This is a genomic window from Lachnospira multipara ATCC 19207 (assembly GCF_000424105.1).
In the GTDB taxonomy this organism is placed as follows: Bacteria; Bacillota; Clostridia; order Lachnospirales; family Lachnospiraceae; genus Lachnospira; species Lachnospira multipara.
Map to the genome: position 1 here is coordinate 1 of NZ_AUJG01000025.1, position 25,543 is coordinate 25,543.

The window sequence follows — 25,543 nt, forward strand, 5'->3', positions numbered from 1 at the left end:
TGTAAGAAGGAGTTTCCCTGTCCATAAGATACATAAATCGAATGTTAACCTTACAGTTTTCTTGAAGTCTTCTTAGTGAAATATATCCTTCACTCATAAAACCGAATAGTACGGTTTTCAACATTTTGACTGGATTATATCTGATTCTGCCAAGCTTATGCTCTGGCACATTTTTCAGATACTTCTCAAGATTCATACCTCCCACGAGTTCGTCAAAAGTAAAAACCGGATCACAGATATCCAAACAATCTGAAATAAAAAATGGTAAAACGCCTTGATTTAGTGTATTATAATAATTGGTTTGATTTTTCATGGTAATATTTTACCACGAAAAAAGAGAAGTAATCAGCTGTTTTCTGCTATTACTTCTCTTTTTTTATGAGCTGATTATTTCACAGCCCCTTTATTGCACTGACAAAAATCATTTATAACAAATTCGATATAATCGAATTGTGTCACGAGAAGAAATTTCTTCAAAGCTTACATACTGATTATCAATACCACTTATATCTGTTAATGATGCAATATACGAAACATCTAACTTACATATATCTTTATATGATAAAAATAAAGTAAAACAATCCTGTGTTGATGGATCTGTATAAAATGATGTTTCATCATCAGTAAATGTTATAAGTATATGCGCATATCTATTATACTCATAAAGATACTCCCCATCTTCATCTATTTTACTCCACAGCTCTAGATTAGGACTTGTATTAACCATGTTAATAACATCTGCTCCACAAGCTGTCATATACGATGAAACATAATCCCCATCTAACGCTATCCATTTACCGTTATCATCATTTTCCAATATTGCTTTTATATCACTATAAACCGGTCTAGAATATATAGAATCTAACCCGATAACAATTGGTCTAACATAAATGCCAGTTAATAAACATACAAATGCTATCAAGCTCATTAAAATATTATATCTATTCCTTACATATTTAAAACACATAAGAAAAATTATAATACCAAATAATAATGATAAGATTATCATTTCCCAATTATTCAAATAACCATTTTGAATACTAATACATTTATTTACTACTATTATTGTGAGAATAATAGATAAAACAAATTCTATTATTTTTATCTTTGTTGATATTATATTATCATCATTCTCATATGAAAAATAAATTGCTAAAAATAAAATTTGAATATATCCAACCATATCTATTGCTCTAAATACTGTTGAATATTTCATTAAAGTTAAAGTTCCTACTATTTGTGGTAAACCTATATAACAATAAATAAAAATGAAACACATAACCACAGTTAATAATATACTTAAAATATCTTTCTTTTTATTTTTAATTAATCTTACCCATAATATAATCGTTGGTATTGGAAAAAAACTAATAAAAGCTGACATTTCACTATTATTAGATACATTATAATCTTTAAAAGCAAATAAAGTATTTACTAAATAGCAATATATTTTGTTTACAGGTCCAGAATCTCCTCCATAATCAATTCTATGTCCTGGATACTCCGAATTCATAATAGTTTTAATATAATCCATAGAACTATAAACAAATATAACAGCTGCTACAATCGCACAAACAAACGCTATTGCAAGCAAAATATATTCAAATTTGCCAAATTCTTTTATTCTTTCCCAATTCTTATATATTAACCAAACTAATAAACACAATCCGATATATCCACATGGGACTTGCCATGCCGGATATAAAACTATAGCAAATCCATAAACTAATATTCCAGTTAAATAAAGCCATATTATTTGTTTAACTTTTTCTTTATTATTTATAAATTTATCAGCAGTTACAATCGCAGCCTGCATGTATGAAACTTGTGATGGAAATCCCCACCATAAATAAAAAGAAGATAAATAAATCATCATAGTACATACTATAGAAATCTTCTTTTTCTTATTAGTAAGCAACATAAAAAATTCAAAAGAAAATAATATACCAAGTATTATTTTATAAAACCACAAAAAAGAATATGTGTATTCTATTCCAAAAATATTTATAAAACGTGCAATAATCATTGCTGGATTTGTTATATAATTTAATAATCCCATCGATGAGAAATATGTGTTATTAATCAAACTATTTAACATCGCGGGACTTGTTACGATAAATTCATCTGAACGAATTGATCTAACCTCTCCATATATTGGATTTGTAAATTCACCTAGCTGTGTATAGTCAGATATCCCATATGTACCTATAATAGACAATGAGTCCCCATTAACTTTATTTACAACTAAAAAAAACAAAACCAAAAGTCCTATTAACCATCTATACCTATACAAAATATCATAATATCTATTTTTACCTACTACAAAAATAAAGCCAACAAAAACAAAAAATACTGTTAGCATTTCCACCTTAACAAATCTAATAGAATCAAATGACTTTAATCCTAATCCCCAATCATAGCGAAACTGCCATAGAAATTCTCTTTTATATAAAAATAATGACCTTATATCATCATATAAATTTCTCTGTAACAGCGGCGAAAATAAAAATGCCATTGCAATACTTACAATAATTACAACAATACTTCTATACACTATCTTCTTTGAATTTGTCACCTTACATCCTCCATTTTTTATTTTTTATTTTTTTACTTACTGTTAACTCACATAATACGATCATAAACACAATATATACACCATATGAAATCAACTGTACAATACTTACACCATTCTTTCCAAATGTTGTTATACATGGTTTAACTAAAACAAGCATTAATATAAAGTCTACTATAATTCCAATTAACAACCACTTCATTTGTCTCATAGCAACTATTATTGCTGATAAAATCCAAATTATTGCAGTTAAAATAGTAACCCATACAATTGGCATAAATAGATTATAATACTCTAGAATATCTTTACCTAATATTATTGTTAATCCTATTCTACCTAAAAGCATTGCTCCTATTGTAACAATAACCCCTAATCCGATAAATGCTAAATATGTTTTTCTTAGCATTTTCAAAAACTTATCATATTCTTCTTCCATATATGCTAAAGAAAACGCTGGTAAAAATGGATTAAAGGCAACTGATGCAAATACTTGCACAACCAATGTTGGAGATGCAATAGTTGAATAAATTCCAAGTTGATCTGTTCCCATTATTTGTTGAAGAATATTTTTTGGTATCAAATTTTGAAGGCTTAATAAAAAAGAGAATATTACTATAGGTACACATTTTTTTAATAAACTAATAACTTCATTTGAGATTATAATGGGTTTAATTTTATCTAAAGCATTAGTTTTAAACCAATCATACAATATAGCTACGGCTAAATTAGCAATTGCCATAATAAATAAGGTAATTAATAAATCATCTGAAAACTTTAATCCTATAGAAAAAATTATTACCGTCAAAGCACCTCTTAAAATATACGATTTACCAATATAATCGTATCTATTATGCTTTTGATTCTCCCCATGTAAAACATCTACCAAAGCCTCAGCTACTCTTACAAGCATGAATGCATCTATACATAACATCTGATAGATACTATTACCATATATAGAGGCCACAGCACAAAATATAAACGCTATTAAACATGTAAGTATTCTGCTTCCTACATATTCATGTCTTGAATATTCTCCTTTTACATCTGATACTTGAAAATTTCGCATACTAAAAAGAGAAATAGCCGAAAAACTACTACTTGTTGTCATAGCAAGAGAGAGGTATCCAGCAGCTTCATACGACGCTATATGATACACGATTATAGTAATCAACCACTGACAAGCACTATACCATATACTCCCAAATGTATTCCATGCTATATTTTTTTTCATATTTACTTCTTCATTCATATATCAATTCCTATTTACATATATAATTAGCAATATCTAGCCAAGAACTAAATTCAACTATATTCCTCGTAATTTCTTTGCCATCATATTTATCATCTTTATTTACAACATCTATATTAGGATTATATAGAATACCTTTTACAGGATATTTTTCACATACTTTTAAATCACGCAACCTGTCTCCAACTGCATAACTATTTGATAAATCAACGCTATAATCTTTTATAGCTTTTTCAAATAATCCCAATGCAGGCTTTCTACATTCACATTTATCTTCATCAGTATGTGGACACGTGTAGATTTGTTCTATAATAACACCTTTTTTCTTCATCAACTCTAGCATCTTTTCACTAAAACGAGAATACTCTTCTTGTGAAAAGTATCCTCGTCCAATACCTGATTGGTTTGTAACTATAATTAACTTAAACCCATTGTCTTGTATTTTTTTTAATGCTTCCATAAGTTCTGGTACAAATTCCAACTTATCTAATTCATGAACATATCCATAATCTACATTTATTGTCCCATCTCTGTCCAAAAATACAACTTTATTCATTTCTAATCTTCTTTATTATATTTGTAGTCGATAATGTACCCTTCATTTCTATGAATTTAACGCATCCACCGTAACCCTCTACTACTTTTCTTTCTGGTAATTCCTTATTTTCCCAGTCCTTACCCTTTACTGTAATATCCGGCTGTAGTGTAGATATAATATTGATTGGATTATCTTCATCCATTAATACTACATAATCAACAACTTCTAGAGCACATAGCATTTCAATTCTATACTTTTCGCTTATAATTGGTCTTTCATCACCCTTATTTGCTTTTACAGATCGATCACTATTTACCGCAACAATTAATATATCTCCATACTCTTTTGCCTGCATAAATGATGATAAATGACCTGCATGTAACATATCAAAACAACCATTTGTAAATACTATCTTTTTCCCTTTTTCCTTTAAGCTATCTACAATATATTTTGCATTCTGTAATGTTACATATTTAAATTGCCTACTATTAGCAATTTGTTCCATAAGTTCATTAAGTGATAAAGTCGCTGTACCAAACTTAGAACAAACAACTGAAGCTGCTAGATTTGCAAGTTTACAACACTTCTGTAAATCGATTCCGCATCCATATAAACATGCCATAGTTGCTACGACCGTATCTCCAGCACCTGAAACATCTATTACATCCTTACTAATAGCAGGAAAATCATTAATCTGTCCCTCTTCAAATAAAGTAATTCCTTTTTCTGATCTTGTAACTGCAAAATTATCTATTTTAAGTTCTTTTCTTAATTTTTCTCCAGTTTTACGTAATTCATCTTCAGTTTCAAGTTTTTCTCCAGAAACCAATCTAATTTCATTCATATTTGGTGTACAAACAGTAGCCCCTTTATACTTAGTATAATCTTTACCCTTAGGATCTACAAAAACTGGTATATTACGCTTAATTGCTTCAGAAATTATTAATTGAGCTGTTTCTTCTGTAACTGCACCTTTACCGTAATCAGATACTATAGCAACTTGAACACCATCAAATAATTTATCTACATTACGTTTCATATAATCAAAATACTCTTTAGGTGCTGGTTTAATTATTTCTTCATCCGCTCTTAAAAACTGTTGTTTTTTTGATGTTAATCTAGTCTTTGTAATCGTTCTACAATCTTCATACTGTAATAATAAAGAAGTATCTACTCCTCTTTCAGTTAAAGCTTTTTTAGCCCAATCACCTTCCATATCGTTTCCAAGATAACCAATAACTTTAACAGAAGCTCCAAGAGAAACAATATTATCAATTACGTTTCCTGCACCGCCAAGTTTAGAAAACTTATCTGTAACAGTTAATACTGGCACTGGTGCCTCAGGCGAAATACGACTTACAGTTCCATTTACATATTTATCAACCATCATATCACCATAAATCAAAACTGTGATATCTTTTATTTTTTCTATTTGCTCTATCATACTATCTCCTTATATTCTGCCTGATATTTCTTCCCATGCCTCTTCTTTTGTTATGCTACCCAAACATGGAAATACCTTAAAATCAGCATATTTACAATGATTATTACAATTATAACAATCCATTTTATGTGTTATAAGAGTAGGTTTTCTTCTACCTAACTCTGTATAATCATAATTAGCATATCTATCATAAGTATAACCACCACAAATCATAAATGTATTAACATCTCTTGCTACAGCAATATGATAAGCACTTGTATCATTAGTTACTACTATTTCAGCACCACCGATTACAGATGTGAACTGCATAATATCTGTTTTACCTATAACATCAATATAATTTAGATTAGATGTGTAAGAAAGCATCTCCTCTATAGATGGTCTATCATGGTTTGTTCCGCATACAACCATTGGTAACCCAGTTTTTTTCTGTATCTGTTCTGCAATATATGCATAATTTTTAACGTCCCACTTCTTGACATCCATACTAGCAACAGGGAAAACGATATAATATTTTTCCGGTAATTCTACTCCAGCTTCTAATACAGGTAAGTGAGCAGGTTCAGAAACACAATTCTTTGCACCTAATTCACGTATGGCTGTTCCATAGTAATCTATGAGATGAATTCCTGGTTTATTAATTTCTATTACCCTATTATAAATACGTTTTCTTCGTCTATTAGATAGTTGATGTTTTAAATTTATATCTAAAACACCAATTTTTTCTTTTCCATTGGCTGCTCTTGTAACATATACGTTAGTTGTCGCATCTTCTGAACCAACTGGATCGTAAACTATATCATAACATACTTTTCTAAGTTCTTTAAATAACGCTCTTCTTTTAGATAAATTAACTACTGATCCTGAAAAATCCATAGGAATCACTTTATCAAACACACCACTTACTTCATATAGTTGTTTAAAGGCTTTTTGACATATAATAGTAATTTCATATTTATCTTTTGGCCAAACTTCTCTAAAGCTTTTGTTAACTTCATAAAACATTATGCCATCACCTAATGCCATATTATAAACTATAAGAACTTTCTTTTTACCATTATCTTCGTACTTTGCCTTTTTACATCCCATTAGTATTAATGAATCTATAATATAAAAAACTGATCTAACGTTTTGTGCAAAAGATTTTCTCCATAACAACTGATTTAATTTCAAGAATTTTTTTGAAATATTATACGTATTTTCCTTATTCACAACTCATTCCCTCTTAAAACATCATTTCTTCGGCCATTTCACACATCATATGAACTGTCATAGTATGAATTTCTTGCACTCTAGGAGTTTCCATTAAAGGAACTAACATAACTAAATCTGCCATATCCTTTAATTTTCCACCATCTTTGCCTAATAATGCTACAGTTACAATGCCTTTCTTTTTGCATTCTTCAAAAGCCTTAATTATATTCTCAGAATTTCCACTTGTGGAAATTCCTATAAAAACATCACCTTTTTTTCCTAATGCATTAATCTGTCTCGCAAATACAGAGTCATATCCATAATCATTACCAATACATGTTAACACTGATGAATCAGTAGTTAATGCAATAGCTGGCAACCCTTCTCTTTCCTTTAAAAATCTACCAACAAATTCACCAGCAAAATGTTGTGCATCTGCTGCAGAGCCGCCATTACCTGCAATCATAACTTTTCCACCATTTTTTAAAGAATTAATTTGTGCATCAACAACTTTTGACACCTGCTCTGCATAATCACCTTTTATAAGCATTTCTAAATTATTTCGCTGTTGTTCCATTATTTCATTAAATCTTTTATACATAAAACTACCTCCTCAATTTTTTTATAGTTACATCTGTTAATAAATATAACAGCCATCCTATACATATATCTATTGGTAACGCATATATACAATTTTCAAATGGACTCATATTTCGTGTATTTAACATTACAATTTGTTGAATTGGCCATCCTACCAAATACATTTCATATGAAATCATAAAAAGTTTAGAATTACTCTTTATTTGCGGTAACCCTAATGATATTCCAATAATAATATATGGAAATAATAATACTAATCCTATATTAAAAAAAGGAGTTCTGCCTAATAACGCCAATATTATTAATAGAATAATTGCAATAATAGCATTTAACTTGATAATTTTTCTATATTCATAATACAAAGCGCCTTCATAAAAAACTAACATAGGCCTAATTGCTGAGAATAACATGCTATCCGGCATTTTTATTTGTAATAATACAAAAGCAATAAATAATATAACAATCCCAATTATTTTTATTATTCTTGTAGAATGTTTTACTTTCACCCACTTATAATTTATATAAGCAATAAAAGCTAATCCCAAATAGCACACAAATTCAACAGGTAATGTCCAGAGCGGACCATTTACTGTTGAATATGGAAGATATTCAAATACTCCCGGTAAATTATGAATTGGAATCAGTATTGCATTTAATAAATACATATACGTCTGTGGATTACCTAAATATTTAAGTATATTAGTTGTTAAAAATAGTCCTAATATTATAGAGCTGACTACAACAATCCACAATTGTGGAAATATTCTAATACATCTTTTCTTTATAAAAGCAATTATTGATTCGGTCTTTTCCAATGATTTAGCAACATATAATCCACTTAAAAAAAAGAACACTGCAACAGCAATTCCACCTAAATTACATTGTCCTGAAGTATATTCGCTTATAAAATCATCTTTCCCTAATGTAATTGCATATGAATGACATATAATTACTGCTATTGCACATATAAACCTCAATAAATTTATATTACTACTTCTTATATTTAATTTATCTTCTAATCTATAATTCATATATTTATCCTAATAATTATTATAAGCCTTACTATAAAAATGCATTAATATCTTAGCAATTGGTTTTATCCAGAATCTACGATATATATCATATTCATTATTATATCTATCATTTGTTGTTCTTAACAAAACAGCTGTTTGATTATCATCATTCATACGATGTTGCAACAATATTTCATCAACATATACAAAAGATCCTTTTTCTTTCGAAAGCCTTTCCCACAAATCCCAATCCATTGAAGCCTTATATTTTTCTCTAAATACTTCTTCAGGCATTTTATCGACTTTACAGATAACTGAAGGATGTGTAATCGGATCTCCAAAACATATAGTTAATCTTTTTCCTAGTCTAGTCCCAGCAAACCATTTGAATTTTACTGGCCATAACATCATTTTTTTAATTCGTACCATAGATGATTGCTTTTCATCAACTATATCATTATGCATTTCTATATAATCTGTAAATGATATAATCGGATCCTTAGTATAATTTAACGCATCTAAGCTTTTTTCTACAAAACTATCTTTTAATATTTCATCTTGATGCGCTAGCATTATGAACTTTGTATCCGCTTGTTTCATAGCAAAGTTATAATCTTTTATCTGACCACCATCTGGATTAATTCTAATTTCAATCCCATACTTATCTGCAATTGCTCCAACATAATCATTAGGTGTTGATGTGGAAATTAAAATCTTTGGTTTTATAGTTTGATTAACGATTGATTTTATGCTTTCCTCTAAGTACTTACACTCCTTATATGTACAAACAACTAGTGTTATATCGTCACCCGTGAAGTTATTGTATCTTTTCATTTATGCGTTCTCCATGATATTCTTTATTAAAGTTGCATCTCCCCATTCTCCAGGTGAATCATATGGTCTGTCAGGAAATGCTCCATATTTAAGCTTTATTTTAAAGCCATGTTCTTTAATAAAACTTTCTACCTTTTCTGCAAGTGTCATTGGTTCTCCAGTGCAAACGTTTATGATTCCATTAATTTCTGACTGTACACTTGCTGCACAAATCATTTCTGATAATTGATCTACATGAATAAAATCATATTTATTTTTTCCTGTTGTAAATGGAAACTCTTCTTTGCCATCTTCTTCTGCCTGACAAAGTTTAGCAAATATTGAACTACCTCTCATATCATCGCCATAAATATAATATGCTCTTAACCAATGTAGATTTACATCTTTATCTTTTACATACAACATTAACGACTGACGTAATGCGTTCTTTGCAATACCATACATAGACATAGGATTACATGGTGTATTTTCATCAATTGCACCTTCCCAGTATCCAATTTCATGCATTGTACCCATCACTGTTAAGTACTTTAAGCCTCCATCAATCATATTTTCCAAGAAAGTTATATGTGAAGATAAATCACGCATATGAGCGTGCGAATTATGAATAAAGCCATCTCTCCACGCCAAATGGACGAGCACATCTGGTCTTCCTAATTTTTCATAAACATCTTTATCTCCAGAAAAAATAGGCTCATCTACTATCTTTGCCCTTTCATCTATTCCTTTATATTGAAAATCAGATACATAAACATCATGCCCAGCATTTAAAAAAGCCTTAACAACATGTTTTCCCATATATCCTGCCGCACCTGTAATTAAAACCTTCATTTTTACCCTCCTCTAATTTTTTTCTTTATCTTTTAAAGCTTCTTTTTGTGTTAATTTTCTTACTCTGTCATCTAATTTAGATACCGCTAATGTTAAACTAAATAAAACCAAGATAACAAAAATAAATCCTAAAAAGAAAACCATATTCATTACATTATAAATTCCTAATAAATTAGAAAGACCTGTCAATGCCCCAGGAATTACAACAATCAAAAATATTACGATTGGAAGTAATAGCCATACAATTGCATATCTAAGCTCTAAACTACCTTTTTTTATTTTATGAATAACATACATTAATCCTAATAATAGAATTGCTGCAATTATTATTCTAAGTCTTAAAGTCATCATATAAAGCTATCTCCTTCCTCTTAATCTTTCTATAATTATAGCTAACGTTACCTTTACCATATAATAAACTGATTTTTTCATTGTGATTGATGAAACTCCACCCTGTCTTTCTTTCATAATTACAGGAATTTCTTCAATTTTCATTCCGTTATTAATAGCTGTAACTGCTGTCTCAGGCTCTGGATAATCAACCGGGTAACTATCAGCAAAAAGAGCTATTACATTCTTTCCCGCCATTCTTAAACCTGATGTTGGATCTGTTATCTTTTTACCAGTTAGAATTCTTATCAAAATAGTAAAGTAAACAATTCCCATACGTCTTGTAAATGAAGACTGAAAACCTTTTTTATCAATAAATCGAGAACCAATAACCATATCAAGTTCGTGTTCCTTCAAATATTCAGCCATATAGTTTAAAAATACTGGATCATGTTGTCCATCGCCATCAACCTGAACTGCAACATCATAATCATGTTCCATTGCATATTTATAACCTGTCTGCACGGCTCCTCCAATTCCTAGATTAATTGGAAGACTAACATAGTTATAATTATTTTCTTTTAAAATATCTAATGTATTATCTGTTGAACAATCATTAATAACAACATAATCAAAGTCTGGAGCATTTGTTTTAATATTTTCCACCGTATTCTTTATATTTTCACTTTCATTATATGCCGGAATAATTATTAATTTTTTCATTTAAATTTATCCTTTCGAACACATTCATTTAATTATAAAGAACTTTCTTTTTCAACCCTCACCATATATGGCTCATAATCAATTGGAAAATTCTTATTATAATAAGGATCTCCATCCTTCAAAATATCCGGCCATATTTTTTGGAACTTATGAACTTCATTAAGGAAACGTTCCTTCTTTTCAGGTGTATCTTCATAACCTCTTGATTTCGATTCATAATGATGCCATTCAGCAAATGCATTATATACAACCAAATACCCTTTTTCTCTTACCTTTAAACAATAATCCACATCATTACATGCAACAACAAACTCTTCTCTTAAGCCTTCAACTTCATCAAAAACACTTCTCTTAGTCATAAGACAAGCTGCTGTTACTGCACTATAATTGCAATTTAATCTTGGTCTTAACATATATCCATAATCTTTACGTCCAATGCCATTAAATACATGACCCGCATAACCACCAAACTCTGCTCCAAATCCAATTACTACACCCGCATGCTGTACTGTATTGTCTGCATAAAGAAGCTTTGCGCCAACAATACCTACTTCATCTCTCATACATATGCCAAGCATTTCTTCTAACGCAGTTGGTGTTATAAGTTCAGTATCATTATTTAGTAGTAAGAGGTATTCGCCCTTAGCAAACTGTGCTCCGTAATTATTAATAGCTGAATAATTAAAGCCCTTTTCCCATTTTATTACTTTAACATTGTCAAATTCTTCTTGGATCTTATCATAGTATTCAAAAGTTTCCTTCTCAGTACTATTGTTCTCAACGATAATAAATTCAAAATTCCTATATGTAGACTTAGTCTGTATTGATCTAATGCATTTATCTAAATCCTTAGTTAAATCCTTATTAGGTATGATAATTGAAATTAGAGGACTTCCTATTACATCATAAACTGTATGATACATTCCCCATAAACCTTTGATTATTTCTACATGACCCTTAACACCTATTCTATCAAGATGAGCTTGAACTGCTGCTCTACCAGATTCAAAACAATATAACTTACTCTTTGGATCTGCCGCAGTAGAACCTTCAATCATTCTCCAATGATATAAAATCTTTGGCACATGTACTATCTTTCTTGATTTCTCAATGCATCTAAACATTAAGTCATAATCCTGTGAACCATCAAACTCAGATCTAAATCCACCAACTTCATCAATAATTCTTTTCTTACATGCAAAAAAATGAGTTATATAATTATGTGATCTAAATAAATCTATACTAAAGTCTGGTTTAAAGTTTGGATCAGTATTAATCCACTTAGGTGCCATAATCTTATCTTCATCAGTATAAACTATATCCACTTCCTCTTCCTGAAAAGCCTTAACTACTTCATAGAATAAATCAAGTTCTAAAGTATCATCATGATCGAGTAAACCAACTAAATCTCCAGTTGCTAATTCTAATGCTGCATTTGTATTACCAGATATACCATAGTTCTTATCAAGATACTTTACCTTGATTCTTTTATCCTCCTGAACATATGCTGCTAGTCTATCTCTAACCTCTTGATTAGTTATACTTCCATCAGCAATACACAATTCCCAATTTGAATATGATTGAAATCTTACTGAATCAACCATTTCTTCTAACAAATCAATTGGTGTATTATATGTTGGAACTAAAACACTAATTTTAGGTTCATAATCAAACTTAACCTGTCTTTGCTCTTCAAGTTCTTCTTCTGTTACTTGATGCTGTTTAAACCATGCTGGATAAACGTCATTTAAAGTAACTCTTGATTCATCTTCAATCGCACTAATCATCATAGTTTTAATACCTTTAAAACCATGCTTAAATATATATCTTAATGTTCTATAAATATTATATGGTGTTATATGCTTTATTAATGTTATAAGCATATGTCTTCTATAACGATTTCTATTTTTCTTTAACTGCTTACCTATATCAACTGTCTTATAATTATCTCCACTTTTAATATTAAGACAGTAATTAGCCGAATTATCAACAATAGATATTCTAAATCCTCTAAACTCACCTTCTAAATAGCCTCTTTTCAAAAGATCCTCTCTATCTATTTCTTCTAATTCAAATTCAACTTTCTCATTATTATAATTATTAACTTCAAAGGAAATATTTTCGCCTGTATTTGTGGCAACCCATCCTGCAAATACAAGCTTTGTTTCTTCCTCTTCATCTTCTTCGTTTTCAAATACAATGCTATCTATACTTGTTTCTATTGTCTGTTTTTCTAATGAATACGTAATATCTTTTGAATCTAATCTAACTAAATTAACTATTTTATCTTCATCTATAAGTTGAACTTCCATGTCTTTTATATCATTACTTTCAACCCTTAAAACGAATCCACAATCAGCTAATTCTACTTCTTCCTTCGAATTTATGACATCATCTCTTTCCACACAATTATATGTAAAATCGTGTTCTTTTCCATTTAATATTACCTTAAAACTATCCTTTTTAATTTCTTTATGATACCAGCCAGCAACACAAATAGACATCTTGTTATCTATTTTTCTAAATCTAACCTTATCAATATTTTCACACTGTTTCATTGAGATGTCCTTTCATTTATTTACTCTCTATTATCCAATATCCCCACATATTAAATTTAATATTATATATTATAAATCCAACCATTCATGTGGCATTACAGCAACTCCACCTTCACCTTTATCTGAATCAACATGGAATCTAACTGCTTCTTTATAACATTCAACTTCCTTATCATCAACGGTATAAATATATATATTCATCCAGTAATCACTAGTAACTAACGGATTATTAAACTTAACGGTTATCTTACCGTCCTTAGTAAACTCTAATTTACCTTTACCATCAATATCTGTATTAGTTCTATAGCATAACATGCCATCAATTCTATAAACATCAATTTCTAATCTAACATTTTTAATAGGCTTGTTAACTCTATAATCCATATGAAGATACATATCTTCTCCGATATCATAGTTATCTTTTCTAACGCCATCTTTATCTGTTAATCTTACATCTGTGAGCATAACTTCCCAGCTACCATGACGTTTTTCCTTAGCAAGTCTCTTTCTTTGTTCTTCTTCAGCTTCTATAAGCTGTGTCTTTTCTTTCTCTTCCTGTGCTTTTCTTTCTTCTTCCATAGCAGCAAGATAATGCTTATGAACTTCTAGAGGTTCACCCACCTCTTCAATATGACCATCTCTTACCCAGATAGAACGTTCACAGATTTCTTCAATCTGACCAAGGGCATGAGAAACAATAACAATTGTTGTTCCCTGAGCCTTTATTTCACGAAGCTTATTAAAACACTTAGCCTGGAAGTTTGCATCACCAACTGCTAATATTTCATCAATAAGTAAAATATCAGCATCTACATTAATAGCTACTGAGAAAGCAAGACGCATATACATTCCTGATGAATATGTTCTTACAGGATTATCAATAAATGTACCAAGTTCTGAGAACTCGATAATATCATTAAGTCTTGCATCAATCTCCTTCTTAGTAAGACCAAAGATAGATGCGTTAGTGTAGATATTCTCTCTACCACTCATATCTGGGTGGAAACCAGCACCAAGTTCAAGAAGACTTGATACTCTACCAGACATTTCAATCGAACCCTTATCTGGATAAATAATCTTAGTAAGAAGTTTAAGTGTTGTACTCTTACCACAGCCATTCTTACCAACTAAACCAACAGCCTCACCCTTCTTTACTGAAAAACTTATATTATCAAGAACCATTCTATTCTCATATCTATTTCTCTTCCAGAAAAGCATCTTTTCCTTAAGCTCATTACCTTTATCATAATATACCTTAAAGCTTTTCGATATATTCCTTACTTCAATAGCATTATCCTTATCCATAATATCTCCGTTTCTTTCTCATCAATTAGATTAGAACTGTTCTGCAAATCCCTTTTGAAGCTTCTTAAATAAAAGCTCTCCAATAACAATGAATGCAATACCAATTACAAGTGCTTCAATTAATGTATTAATATGAGGTACTGTCTGATAATAAAGTATATTTCTATATATTGTAATAATTGGTGTCATTGGATTAAGATTATATAAAGTTACCATCTGAGGCCAACCCATCTTCTCTGCAGCATCCTGAACACGTGACATATCATACATAACAGGTGTCATATACTGTAATGCCATAACTAAGATACCTAAGATGTACTGTAAATCTCTAAAGTAAACTGTAACTGAAGCTACAATTAGTGCGATACCAAGGCATAGAATGTACTGAACAATCATAACTATTGGAAGATATATAATAGTACTAAGCTTTATGCCTCTACCACTAAAGATCAATGTTACAAAAATTACTAAGAAAACTAATAACATATTCACAAAACCACTTGTTACAGTAGCAATTGGAAGAACTTCTCTTGGAAAGAAAATCTTCTTAACCATATTAGTCTCTCTTAAGATGGATGTTGAACCATCCTGTACAGCTGATGCAAAGAACATCCATGGTACCAATGCTACAAAAAGGAATAGATAATACTGATCTATATCCTGTGGCATAATAATTGAGAATACAAGTGTAAATACCATTAACTGTAAAAATGGGTTTAAGAAAGTCCAAAAGAATCCAAGAACTGAACCCTTATATCTACCTCTTAAATCTTTTCTAACCAAGCTGAATATCATCTCACGATATTCATATAATTCCTTAAAAATACTCATAATTAACCTCTGATTTTTTTATACTAGTCAAAACATCCTTTATAATAATACAAACAAAGCTATTCATCAAGTTTTTAATATTATCCAATAGTAATATTGCTCTTTTTCGCTATAATCCTACCCTTACAAAGCATCTTCACTTCATATCTTCCTGCCTTAATATCCTTCAAGGCCACATTGCAATAGTTCTCTGCATAATTGCAATGACTAGCCAGATTAAACCTTTGATGTGCCATTCTATCGCATTTATTGTCAGCTTTAATCTCGTATACCACATCTTCGCCCTTAAGGATATAACTAACCCTTAAGCCCTTTCTATTAGCCCTTCTAGCCTTTCGAAGGCACTTCTTGTTGTTATTTTTATTATCATTATTATCACTAGCAGCAAGCCCCTGTTTCAAATTTTCCTTTGAATTGCCTTTCGAGCTACCATCCAACTCATCGCAACCGTAATAAGCATAACCTCTAATACTTAACTTATCCTCCACAACAACAGATGTTATCTCGGCTTTTATCCCTTCATCACTACAGATAAAGTCACAACTATCAATTTCCTTTGCCTCTGACAACTCTTCCTCATAGACAAGCGCATAGTTAACTCTTTCATTAAATTCCATCTGGCTTAAATAAGGACTATAAAATGGATCTCTCTTCTTTAGCTTAGGATGTAACTTGTAAGTTAACTCTCTTTCAAGCATATTTCTTCTGCTCTTTTTCTCATCTTCTCCATCACTGCCTCTAGTTAAGGATTCATGATGAATAAGCTTAACAGAATTAACCAATACGTTATTATAGCCAGCCTCATAAAGCTTTAATCCAAGCTCCACATCATTATGAGTGACCACCAAATCTTCATTAAAGCCGCCAACTTGCCAGAACTTATTAGTTGAAACAAGCACACAAGCCGCTGTTACACATAAGCAATCCATATCAGCTCGGTTACGTAAATGTCCCAAAGGCTTCTCATCCTCTTCTCTAGCAAAGACATGAGCAAAACCTGCTTCTTCATAATTTACTATTCCCACATGCTGAATATGTTTCTTATCTGGGTATAATAGCTTAACTCCCACAGAGCCTGTTCTCTTCTGACTAGCAAAACCTGTAAGAACACTTAACCAATCCTGATTTTGAGGTAAAATATTTTCAATAATTTCCACGTCATCATTTAAGAATAAAAGATACTCGCCCTCTGCATTCTTAGCACCAAGATTACACATATAAGCAAAGTTAAAGTCTTTTTTATCAAAAATGTATTTAACATTAACTCCAGAATCCTTTATAAATTTCTTTATTAAATTCTCTATCTTCGCCTTATTTTCTTCACTGCTGCCATTGTCAACCAAGACAATCTCATAGTTTGAAACATAAGTATATGTCTTAATTGCGCTCAAACACTTATTAACAAGCTCCGGATTATCCTTTGATGGAATAATAATAGAGACCTTCTCATTAACTGTCTTATAAAAGATATGATTAACCGCTTCATGACCAGAAACCGGACTTTCTAACTTATCAGTCCTAACCTCTAGTTTTCTGAATTCTTTGCAATCTATATCTTTGCAATTTATATCTTCACAAGCTGATTCTTTGCAATCTGATTCTTCACTATCTGATTCTTCACAAGCCGCTCCACTCCACATCTTCTTTATAAAAGCTGCCGCATCTTCATAGAAAGCCTGATTATATCTAATCTCTTCCTTCTTATGCATTAAGCATCTATTAATGTGATAGAATTTCCCATCTGATAAAGCCATAAGAATCAACATCTTATACTTTAAAAGACTAGGATTTTCAATGTTAATTAAATCATTTTCTTCTAATTCATCAATGCATCTTAGAATCTTATCTTTCTTCGCGCACCAAAACTCACCTATGTAATTATAAGAAAGTAAAGTATCAAAAGAAAAATCCGCCTTAAAATCTGGATTATATCTATTATTCTTCTTGTCTATAAAATCTTCATCAGCATAGAATACATCCACGTCCTTGCCAGTTCTTTTAAGGCTTTCAAGCACAGCTGTAACCATGTTTAGGCAATCCGATTCTAGATAGAATCTTTCATCCACAAAGCAAACTAAATCTGTCTTAATATCCGCCACTCTCTCCCTTAGGCGGCTAAGCTCTCTAATATTAGTCAAATCTATTAAATCCACATCTAGCTCTGTCACATCCTTATAGCTATCCTTAATAGACTTTTCTGTGGTCTTAACAATTTGCCAATATCTGTAATTGTCATCTTTTCTCTCTGCCAACTTTTCCTTTAAAACATGTCTAAAGGTTCTAAGTCCCTCATTTTTTATAATCTTAATTCCATTACTTAACATTACTATTCTCCATTATTAAGATCTTCGCTTGCTTCATCGATATTCTCATAAAAGATACTTGTATCTACATCATCTTCACTAATAACCGTATCTAAAAACTCCCCAAGAAATGTTGAATATTCCTTAGACAAAGTTATACCCATATGTCCTTCATTATCTACATAATCATCTTTTGTTCTATCAAGAACATCTTCCTTAAGCAAGTTAAAATCATAATAAGTTACATTTTCATTCTCAAAAAAAGCCTCCATTGTTTCATTTACCTGCTCATAACATAAGCATTCATACGAAGTAGGCGTTATAGGTGATGTGATGCATATGAGATTAATTTCATTCTCATCGCAATATTCCTCAATCTTCTCAAAATAATTAATTCTACAATCAGCAATAGTCGTTGTACTAAGAAAATCATAAGCGCAAAGTTCTGCTTCCATATCATTAGTTACGCATGTATCAGCTACAGGCATGTAACCCTTACCACTGTTACATGAAGACTCTTTGGTCTGATTTGTGGCAAATATTGTGCCATTCCAAAAATCGCTATTAAGTTTAAGGCTTATATTATTTTTCACTGTACTAGTTGCAAATGAATATGATGTTCTATGAGCAATAACATTTCTTATGTCTAATTTATTCAAATTATCCAAAATATACTTATATCTTACATAAGAAGATGCCGGTAGCTGATTATAGACAAAACACTCATTAAATGTACCTTCTTCCTGAGGAGACATCCAGTACAAATAATCCACATCAAGCACCACATTCTTAATGTCATTATTTCTACAGCTTTCAAGTAAAATATAATACATATCCTTAACAGTTGCACCATTTATTGCCATATTTACTGAATTAAGCCCTGCTTCCTCATCAATAATATTAGGATCTATAGCGCATTTTGTATGCGAATCGCCAAGAATAACTGTATCATAGTTACTATCTTTCTTATTAACATTTATAAACTTCCATCGAATCTCGCCAACTTGTCCAAAGGCAAAATCCATTGCTTCAACAATCAATATTAAGCCCAAAATAAAGGCTAGAGCTCTAATATACTTTCCATATTTCTTCACTACCTATTCACCTCATCACTATTCACTCTATCTGCATATCTAGAAATTTGCATACATAAATCCTGATGTAGTGCCAATATAACCCAGAATAAGAATCATTACAAAAAATCCATAATAAATTACCCAACGTAGAGCAATAGGCTTAAGAGCTATTGACTCTCTTATATTAACTCCTCGTTCTTTTAGTAAGCTTACTATAAAGATTATTAGGCAGCCAACAAGAAGTATAGCATAGTCATAAGCAGCTAGTCCAAAACATGATAAATAACTTAAGCGAAGCTGTGATAAATGGTAATTTTTAAATAATCCTAGTGTAAAATCAATTCCCCATCTCATACCTAAAGCACTTATATCGCATATCCAACCAATATTAACAAGGATAAATGTTCTTATTATCTGAACTATATGCCAGCCTTTTGACTCTCCATTAATATGGAAAAACTTGAGCCACTTCTTAAAATATGGCTTAAGGGCTGCACTCACTGCTATTATTAAACCATTGTAGATACCATATATTACATATCTCCATTCTGCGCCATGCCAGATACCTACAATAAAGAATATAAGTAAATTAGCAAGACATATTGGAATTACTGTACCAAAATGCTTTCCGAAGTGTTTTCTTCCCCATTTACCCAAGTTATTCATTGCTTTAGTTAAAGAGAAGGGATAGAAAATATAATCCTTCATCCAAGCACCAAGGCTTATATGCCATCTTCTCCAGAACTCGCCAATAGATTTGCTAAAATATGGCTGTCTAAAGTTCTCATCCATTGTTACACCAAAAATCTCTGCCACACCAATAACAATATCAATTCCACCAGAGAAATCCATATAAAGCTGTATAGAGTACATTAAAAGTGTAAGCACATTTATATATCCACCATAGATTGTTGATGTATTAGTAACCGCTGTTACCAATACACCTGCTCTATCAGCAAGCACTAGCTTTTTAAATAAGCCCCAGCCAATACGCTGCGCACCAAATTGAACTCTTCTTAAATCCCACTTATGTTCAGCAAAAAGACCGCCTTCTACAAAGTGATTATATCTTCCAATAGGACCCTGCATTATCTGTGGGAAGAAACTTACGAAAAGAAGCATCTTTAAGTAATTAGTACAAGCATCGCATTTACCCTGATATACATCTATTACATAACTAATTCCCTGGAAAGTAAAAAATGATAAGCCAATAGGAACAAGGAACGAAGGTGTCTTAATAGATAGACCAAATACAGCATTTAAGTTGCTTACAGTAAATCCTGTATACTTTATTAAAGCAAGTAGTCCAAATCCTAACACACAAGCAATAGCCACTACAGCCTTGCGCTTGCGTGTATATTTAGCTTTAATTACCTTCTTCTCTTCCCTTGATAATTTGACACTGTCCACTTCTTTTTTACATGCTATCTTACAATCTTTATCAAGCTTAGTAAGAAGTAGACCGGCAACGAATATAATTGTTGTTATATATATTAGTGCGTATGCACATTTGAAACTAAAACTACAATAATAAATAACGCTTAATACAAGTAATATAAACCATTGAAACTTCTTTGGCACAAGATAATATATTATCATGCCTAGTAATATAAAAAGAAAAAATGATACGTTTATAAATGACATTTTAATTGACCCCTCCATATACTTCATTCAAGATCAGACTAATATCTTTATTATTCTTTAACTCAGATAAATTATTTGCTAATAATGCACTGTATCTTACTGCTAATTCACCACACATATGACCCTCTGCATCTACAAAATCACTGTCGCAGCGATAAAGCACATCAAAACTTGCCTTATTATAATCTATATAAGTAACGCCATAATCATTGAAAAAATCCGACATAGTCACATGGATTTCATCGATATGTAAAATATCATAAGATGACGGTGTTATAGGTGATGTTACGCATATGAGATTTATGCCATTTTCATCACAAAAATCTTTAATCTTTTCAAAATACTTACGTGAGACATCCGACACTTTTGTATCATACGAAAAAGCATCAGAATCCATAAAGTTGCTATCAAAGCAGTCAGTCTGTAATCTATAGAAGAATCCCTTGCCCTCATATGGGCCGCCACAATCTTCTACAGCAAGCTTATAAATATTAGCATCTAAATAAGCTTTACTAAATCTATGAGCTATATTCCCCTTGATATCACAAAGACTATGTCTATATACATCTCTCTTGGATATAGCATTTCTAAAATCCAACTTATTCATATTATCTATTATGTACTTGTACTTTACATATGAAGTCCATGACAACTGATTATATATAAAAGCCTCTTCAAAATAGCCCTCATCCTGGTTTCCAAGATAATACTGATAATCCACATCAAGAATCAGATTTTTAATCTGATTGCTTTTTGCTGCCTCAAGGAGAAGGTAATATGAATCTTTGACCGTCTCACCTGGAATACATACATTAAGTGTATTAGTTCCAAGTACAGAATCTATCTTATCTGGGTCTATTGCACTTCTTCCATGACTTGCTCCCAAAATAATGGTGTCAAACCCTGATGTTTCACTACTTATATCTTCGCTTATATTGCCATCTGCATCCACTTCATAACCTTGATGTAAGACCTGTAATATATCATATACATAGCCTTCCTTAGCAAATACAAAATCACAAGCAGCAATTATAATTATAAGCCCCACAATAAAGAGCACACTTTTAAGATAAGCATACTCTTTTATGTGAGACTTTTTATTTCTTTTTTTATTAATCTTAGGTTCATCTAATTTATTTGACTCATTACTTACTTTCATATTTCTTAGCCTTTAATTATTTCATCTATTCTATCCTTAACCTTCTTAGCCACATTTTCATAAGCCAAGTGTGTTCTAGCATGCTCATAAGCTGCCTGCTTGATTCTGTTATAGTAGGCCTTATCGTATACGAGCTTCTGCATGTAGGCTGCTGCCTCTGAAACATCTGCGTCTGCCCACTTGTAGCCCTTCTTAAATGGATCTAGGTCTCTATCAAGTTCAATAAGCTTAGCATCTACCATACAAGCCACATTAGAATTCATGAATTCCACATTGCCTGACCAATTAGTGGCAATACAAGGAGTTCCAAGATACATTGCCTCTCCCATTACAAGACCAAAGCCTTCTGCTCTATGAAGGGAAACATAAGCATCTACGCACTCAATGAGGGAGTTCATCTCTTCCTTAGCTGAAGTGCCCTTGATGATATATACATTTTCCTGCTCCTCAGGTGTTAGTATGGAAGCTAGAATATCCGCGTCTTTTTCAGATAACTCAGGCTCGCTAATCTTTATTACAAGGCCAACACCGTTATAGCCTTCCTTCTTTCCACCAAGAACTGTGCCTTCTTTAATGGCCTCACGAATCTGAGAGTCGATAATGTTACCAACACCCTCAGTTGATGCATTTTCATGTATTTCCTGTGGATTTAGTAAAAATGCTTCTTTAAATGCTTTAATCGCAGCAAGTGGATTCTTTCGCTCCATTACACTACCGCTAGAAAAACTTACCATAAATAAGAACTTATCTTCAGGTAGGCCAAAGTACTTTCTATCGCAGTTACTATCTGTCTTTAGTTCTATACAATGAGGCACTGTCATTACTGGTTTATCAGTATATTTTCTAAGGACATTTGATACGAATTCTGATGGTGTCCAAACTTCATCAACTAAGTTAAAGGCTGGCAACCATTCTTCTGGAAAATCTTCCACTTCCCATGCCCAAAAGCCAATATTATAGTGTCTATCCCACATCTCTTTACCCATGTTCATATAGGCAAGGGTAAACTCTGAGGCATTAACATCTATTAAGTTAATTCCATAAGGCATCTGATCTAGGCTTACCTTGCCGCCGTTCTTGCCGTCCTCATTAATTACTTCGCTGGCATATTCTGTATTAGTTCTTGAGCCTCCTGGTGGAACGAAGAAATCCCTAATAACATAAGGCACATCGCCTGTCTTTAATAGCTTTGCAGCAATTCTTGCGCTCTGTCCAAGTCCATTATCCCCTTTAATATTACCAACTAAATTAACGCCATAAGGAAAGCTCTTAGGCTCATAAGGCAAGAACCCCTCTGCTGCCACATTGGCGCTGGCTTTATTAACAACCGATGCTTTCATTCTGCTTAAAACCTTCATTGGTACTACTTTAGTAATAACCGGTCGAAGGCCTTCTCCAAGCTTTAAAATCACACTTTCTAAACTCATATTTCTCTCCTGCTGTTTATTATCAATTCATTATTTAATATTTATCTTCAAAACATCTGATATCATATCATATTATGGATTTTTTAACCACCTAATTAAATATAAAAAGCTATAGACTAATAAGATTGAATCTTATTTAGCCTATAGCTTTAAACTATTTATTCTTCTTTACATACTTATAAATATTAAACGGTTCTTCTTTCTCTTCAAATGAAATGTGCTTTTCATTTAAAATATCTATAAATTCTGGGGCTTGTTTTTCTCCTATTTTAACAGCACCTACAATATCCCTATCCGTCAAAAAAAAGAATATATTATGATATTTAATAACCATTTTTATTACTTTAAAATCAATAACAGAAACTCCATCTCCCATAACAGCATCATCTGTCACTTCAATTTTACTATAAGATAGTCCATTCCAAACAAAATTATGTATATTTTTTTCTTTTTTTTCAACTTTTACTTTATACTGTATTAGTACTAAAGAATCAAAAATGCAAGCTACAAAGCCTAATATTGCTATAGAATAGTCTTTATAGAAACACATTAACAAAGATAATAAAAATAATATTGGAATCAATATATAAATCACTCTATGTATAAATTTCCTTGTTTCACAAATACCAAATATCGATGGTATCATATGCTCTAATAAAAGTAACTCTTCCACCTCTATTCTTTCAAAATCCGAAACTCTCTCATCTATAATCATATTCTTCATTCCTCTCTATTATCTTTATGCTCCCGCACATATTGTTCCTATTAATGCTGGGACCTCTATTATAAAAGCATTAAGTATTAACGCTAAACCACCAACCAATATTGCACATATAACAACAACTATTACAGCTGTAGCCACCACAGTTTTAGCTGCCTCATATACCGATTCTTCATTAAACCTATTCTTGTTATTCGGATTCAGTGATATTTTAAATTTTAAAGCAACCGATATGCCACATTCAACATCTTCTTCTGGTAATAAATCCGGAGAACTTACTGTAAGTGTAAATTCAACACTTAAAGGCATTACATTGCTAACCTCAAATGTAATATTACCACTTTTTACTGAAAATGCTACTTCTTTTAGCATATCTTTAACTTTATCTGCTCCTTCAATATTAGAATTGACTAAATTGTTTGATATAGCCATTATTTCATTCTGACAAGTTTGTGTTAATTTTCCATCATTTCCTATCCCTACATTAATGCTATACGCTTTATCTGTATCAGTATTAACTGATGTAGAAATCACTGTTGTTACGTCTACCTCCCCTTCAGGGCTTACTACATGAAGCAATGGAATTTCTTTATCATATTCAATACCAGCATCCATTATTTTGTCTAAATATCCTAATGGAGACATTACATCGTAAACAAATTGATTTCTTGCAATTTCCATCTTTGCTTGAAGATTCTCTTCTTTTAATTCTTCAGCATTTTTTTCTTCAACTTTATCAAATTTATTAAATCCTTTATCCCTACCTGACATTGCATCTTTATCTATTGGAAAGGTAGGTTGTGCCTCAAATGATTCTATTGTATGAAATTGATCAAACGCCCAATTCTCAGGAATTCTATATCCTAGATTACAACTAAATCCAGTTGACATATCAGAAACAAAAGAACTGTCAGCTAAGCCTAGTGCTGAAACCTTTGTACACACAAATCTAGGTGCATATATTCCTATTCTATAATTCTTCTTATTTTGAGAACTATTAAAACATAATTTTATCTTTTTAAAATATGGCACAATAAATGTATCTATCTGATATCCATAGCAATCGAAATCAACAGCAAAATATATAGTTGTTCCCTTTGGTATACCTATTCTTTCTGCTGCAAGTATTGCCGTTTTTGCATCAACACTTCCTTGTGATGGCTTTTTAAAATAATCTAGATAATATCCTCC

22 protein-coding genes are annotated in these 25,543 nt (G+C 31.4%); all 22 read right to left on the reverse strand.

What is annotated here, in order from left to right:
* Positions 1-313, reverse strand: a 313-nt coding sequence (locus tag G600_RS16305; protein WP_027432228.1) for a transposase, incomplete at its 3' end; no start/stop codon positions are given.
* 108 nt (positions 314-421) lie between these two features.
* Positions 422-2,575, reverse strand: coding sequence for a DUF7657 domain-containing protein (locus G600_RS0112660; protein WP_027432229.1), 2,154 nt, complete (start codon positions 2,573-2,575; stop codon positions 422-424).
* Between the two features lies 1 nt (position 2,576).
* Positions 2,577-3,821: a lipopolysaccharide biosynthesis protein gene (locus G600_RS0112665; protein WP_027432230.1), complete on the reverse strand. Its 1,245-nt coding sequence runs from the start codon at positions 3,819-3,821 to the stop codon at positions 2,577-2,579.
* 10 nt (positions 3,822-3,831) lie between these two features.
* Entirely contained in the window at positions 3,832-4,377 is a 546-nt protein-coding gene (gmhB, locus tag G600_RS14680) for a D-glycero-beta-D-manno-heptose 1,7-bisphosphate 7-phosphatase (RefSeq protein ID WP_051195524.1), read from the reverse strand.
* Positions 4,370-5,803 (reverse strand): D-glycero-beta-D-manno-heptose-7-phosphate kinase, encoded by a 1,434-nt coding sequence (rfaE1, locus tag G600_RS0112675; protein WP_034246530.1) that lies wholly within the window; start codon positions 5,801-5,803, stop codon positions 4,370-4,372. Before rfaE1 ends, gmhB begins: the two co-directional genes overlap by 8 nt.
* Positions 5,804-5,812: 9 nt before the next feature.
* Positions 5,813-7,015, reverse strand: a complete 1,203-nt coding sequence (locus tag G600_RS0112680) for a glycosyltransferase family 9 protein (protein ID WP_027432232.1) — start codon at positions 7,013-7,015, stop codon at positions 5,813-5,815.
* Positions 7,016-7,028: 13 nt separating this feature from the next.
* Positions 7,029-7,598 carry a D-sedoheptulose 7-phosphate isomerase gene (gene gmhA, locus G600_RS0112685; protein ID WP_027432233.1) on the reverse strand — a complete coding sequence of 190 codons (570 nt, stop codon included), beginning with the start codon at positions 7,596-7,598 and terminating at the stop codon, positions 7,029-7,031.
* 4 nt (positions 7,599-7,602) lie between these two features.
* Entirely contained in the window at positions 7,603-8,628 is a 1,026-nt protein-coding gene (locus G600_RS15305; RefSeq protein ID WP_051195525.1) for an acyltransferase family protein, read from the reverse strand.
* A 9-nt stretch (positions 8,629-8,637) separates the two neighbouring features.
* Positions 8,638-9,444 (reverse strand): glycosyltransferase, encoded by an 807-nt coding sequence (locus G600_RS0112695; protein ID WP_027432234.1) that lies wholly within the window; start codon positions 9,442-9,444, stop codon positions 8,638-8,640.
* A complete protein-coding gene (locus tag G600_RS0112700) occupies positions 9,445-10,275 on the reverse strand; it encodes an NAD-dependent epimerase/dehydratase family protein (RefSeq protein ID WP_027432235.1) in 831 nt (276 codons plus the stop codon).
* Between the two features lie 12 nt (positions 10,276-10,287).
* Entirely contained in the window at positions 10,288-10,626 is a 339-nt protein-coding gene (locus G600_RS0112705; protein ID WP_051195526.1) for a DUF2304 domain-containing protein, read from the reverse strand.
* Positions 10,627-10,632: 6 nt separating this feature from the next.
* The gene (locus tag G600_RS0112710) at positions 10,633-11,328 is read right to left on the reverse strand and encodes a glycosyltransferase family 2 protein (RefSeq protein ID WP_027432237.1); all 696 of its coding nucleotides are present in this window, start codon (positions 11,326-11,328) and stop codon (positions 10,633-10,635) included.
* A 32-nt stretch (positions 11,329-11,360) separates the two neighbouring features.
* Entirely contained in the window at positions 11,361-13,886 is a 2,526-nt protein-coding gene (locus G600_RS14690; RefSeq protein WP_034246533.1) for a glycosyltransferase family 2 protein, read from the reverse strand.
* Positions 13,887-13,955: 69 nt separating this feature from the next.
* Positions 13,956-15,191: an ABC transporter ATP-binding protein gene (locus G600_RS0112720; protein ID WP_027432238.1), complete on the reverse strand. Its 1,236-nt coding sequence runs from the start codon at positions 15,189-15,191 to the stop codon at positions 13,956-13,958.
* Between the two features lie 30 nt (positions 15,192-15,221).
* A complete protein-coding gene (locus G600_RS0112725) occupies positions 15,222-16,022 on the reverse strand; it encodes an ABC transporter permease (RefSeq protein WP_027432239.1) in 801 nt (266 codons plus the stop codon).
* An 80-nt stretch (positions 16,023-16,102) separates the two neighbouring features.
* Positions 16,103-18,346 carry a glycosyltransferase family 2 protein gene (locus G600_RS15310; protein ID WP_051195527.1) on the reverse strand — a complete coding sequence of 748 codons (2,244 nt, stop codon included), beginning with the start codon at positions 18,344-18,346 and terminating at the stop codon, positions 16,103-16,105.
* Positions 18,347-18,348: 2 nt separating this feature from the next.
* Positions 18,349-19,419, reverse strand: coding sequence for a hypothetical protein (locus tag G600_RS0112735; protein ID WP_027432240.1), 1,071 nt, complete (start codon positions 19,417-19,419; stop codon positions 18,349-18,351).
* Between the two features lie 39 nt (positions 19,420-19,458).
* Positions 19,459-21,045: an MBOAT family O-acyltransferase gene (locus G600_RS0112740; RefSeq protein WP_027432241.1), complete on the reverse strand. Its 1,587-nt coding sequence runs from the start codon at positions 21,043-21,045 to the stop codon at positions 19,459-19,461.
* Between the two features lies 1 nt (position 21,046).
* A complete protein-coding gene (locus G600_RS0112745) occupies positions 21,047-22,204 on the reverse strand; it encodes a hypothetical protein (RefSeq protein ID WP_027432242.1) in 1,158 nt (385 codons plus the stop codon).
* A gap of 5 nt (positions 22,205-22,209) precedes the next feature.
* Positions 22,210-23,631 (reverse strand): glycosyltransferase family 4 protein, encoded by a 1,422-nt coding sequence (locus G600_RS0112750; protein ID WP_027432243.1) that lies wholly within the window; start codon positions 23,629-23,631, stop codon positions 22,210-22,212.
* A 154-nt stretch (positions 23,632-23,785) separates the two neighbouring features.
* Positions 23,786-24,346 (reverse strand): hypothetical protein, encoded by a 561-nt coding sequence (locus G600_RS0112755; RefSeq protein ID WP_027432244.1) that lies wholly within the window; start codon positions 24,344-24,346, stop codon positions 23,786-23,788.
* Positions 24,347-24,370: 24 nt separating this feature from the next.
* The coding region (locus G600_RS14700) for a glycoside hydrolase domain-containing protein (protein WP_155885986.1) at positions 24,371-25,543 on the reverse strand (1,173 nt) is incomplete at its 5' end.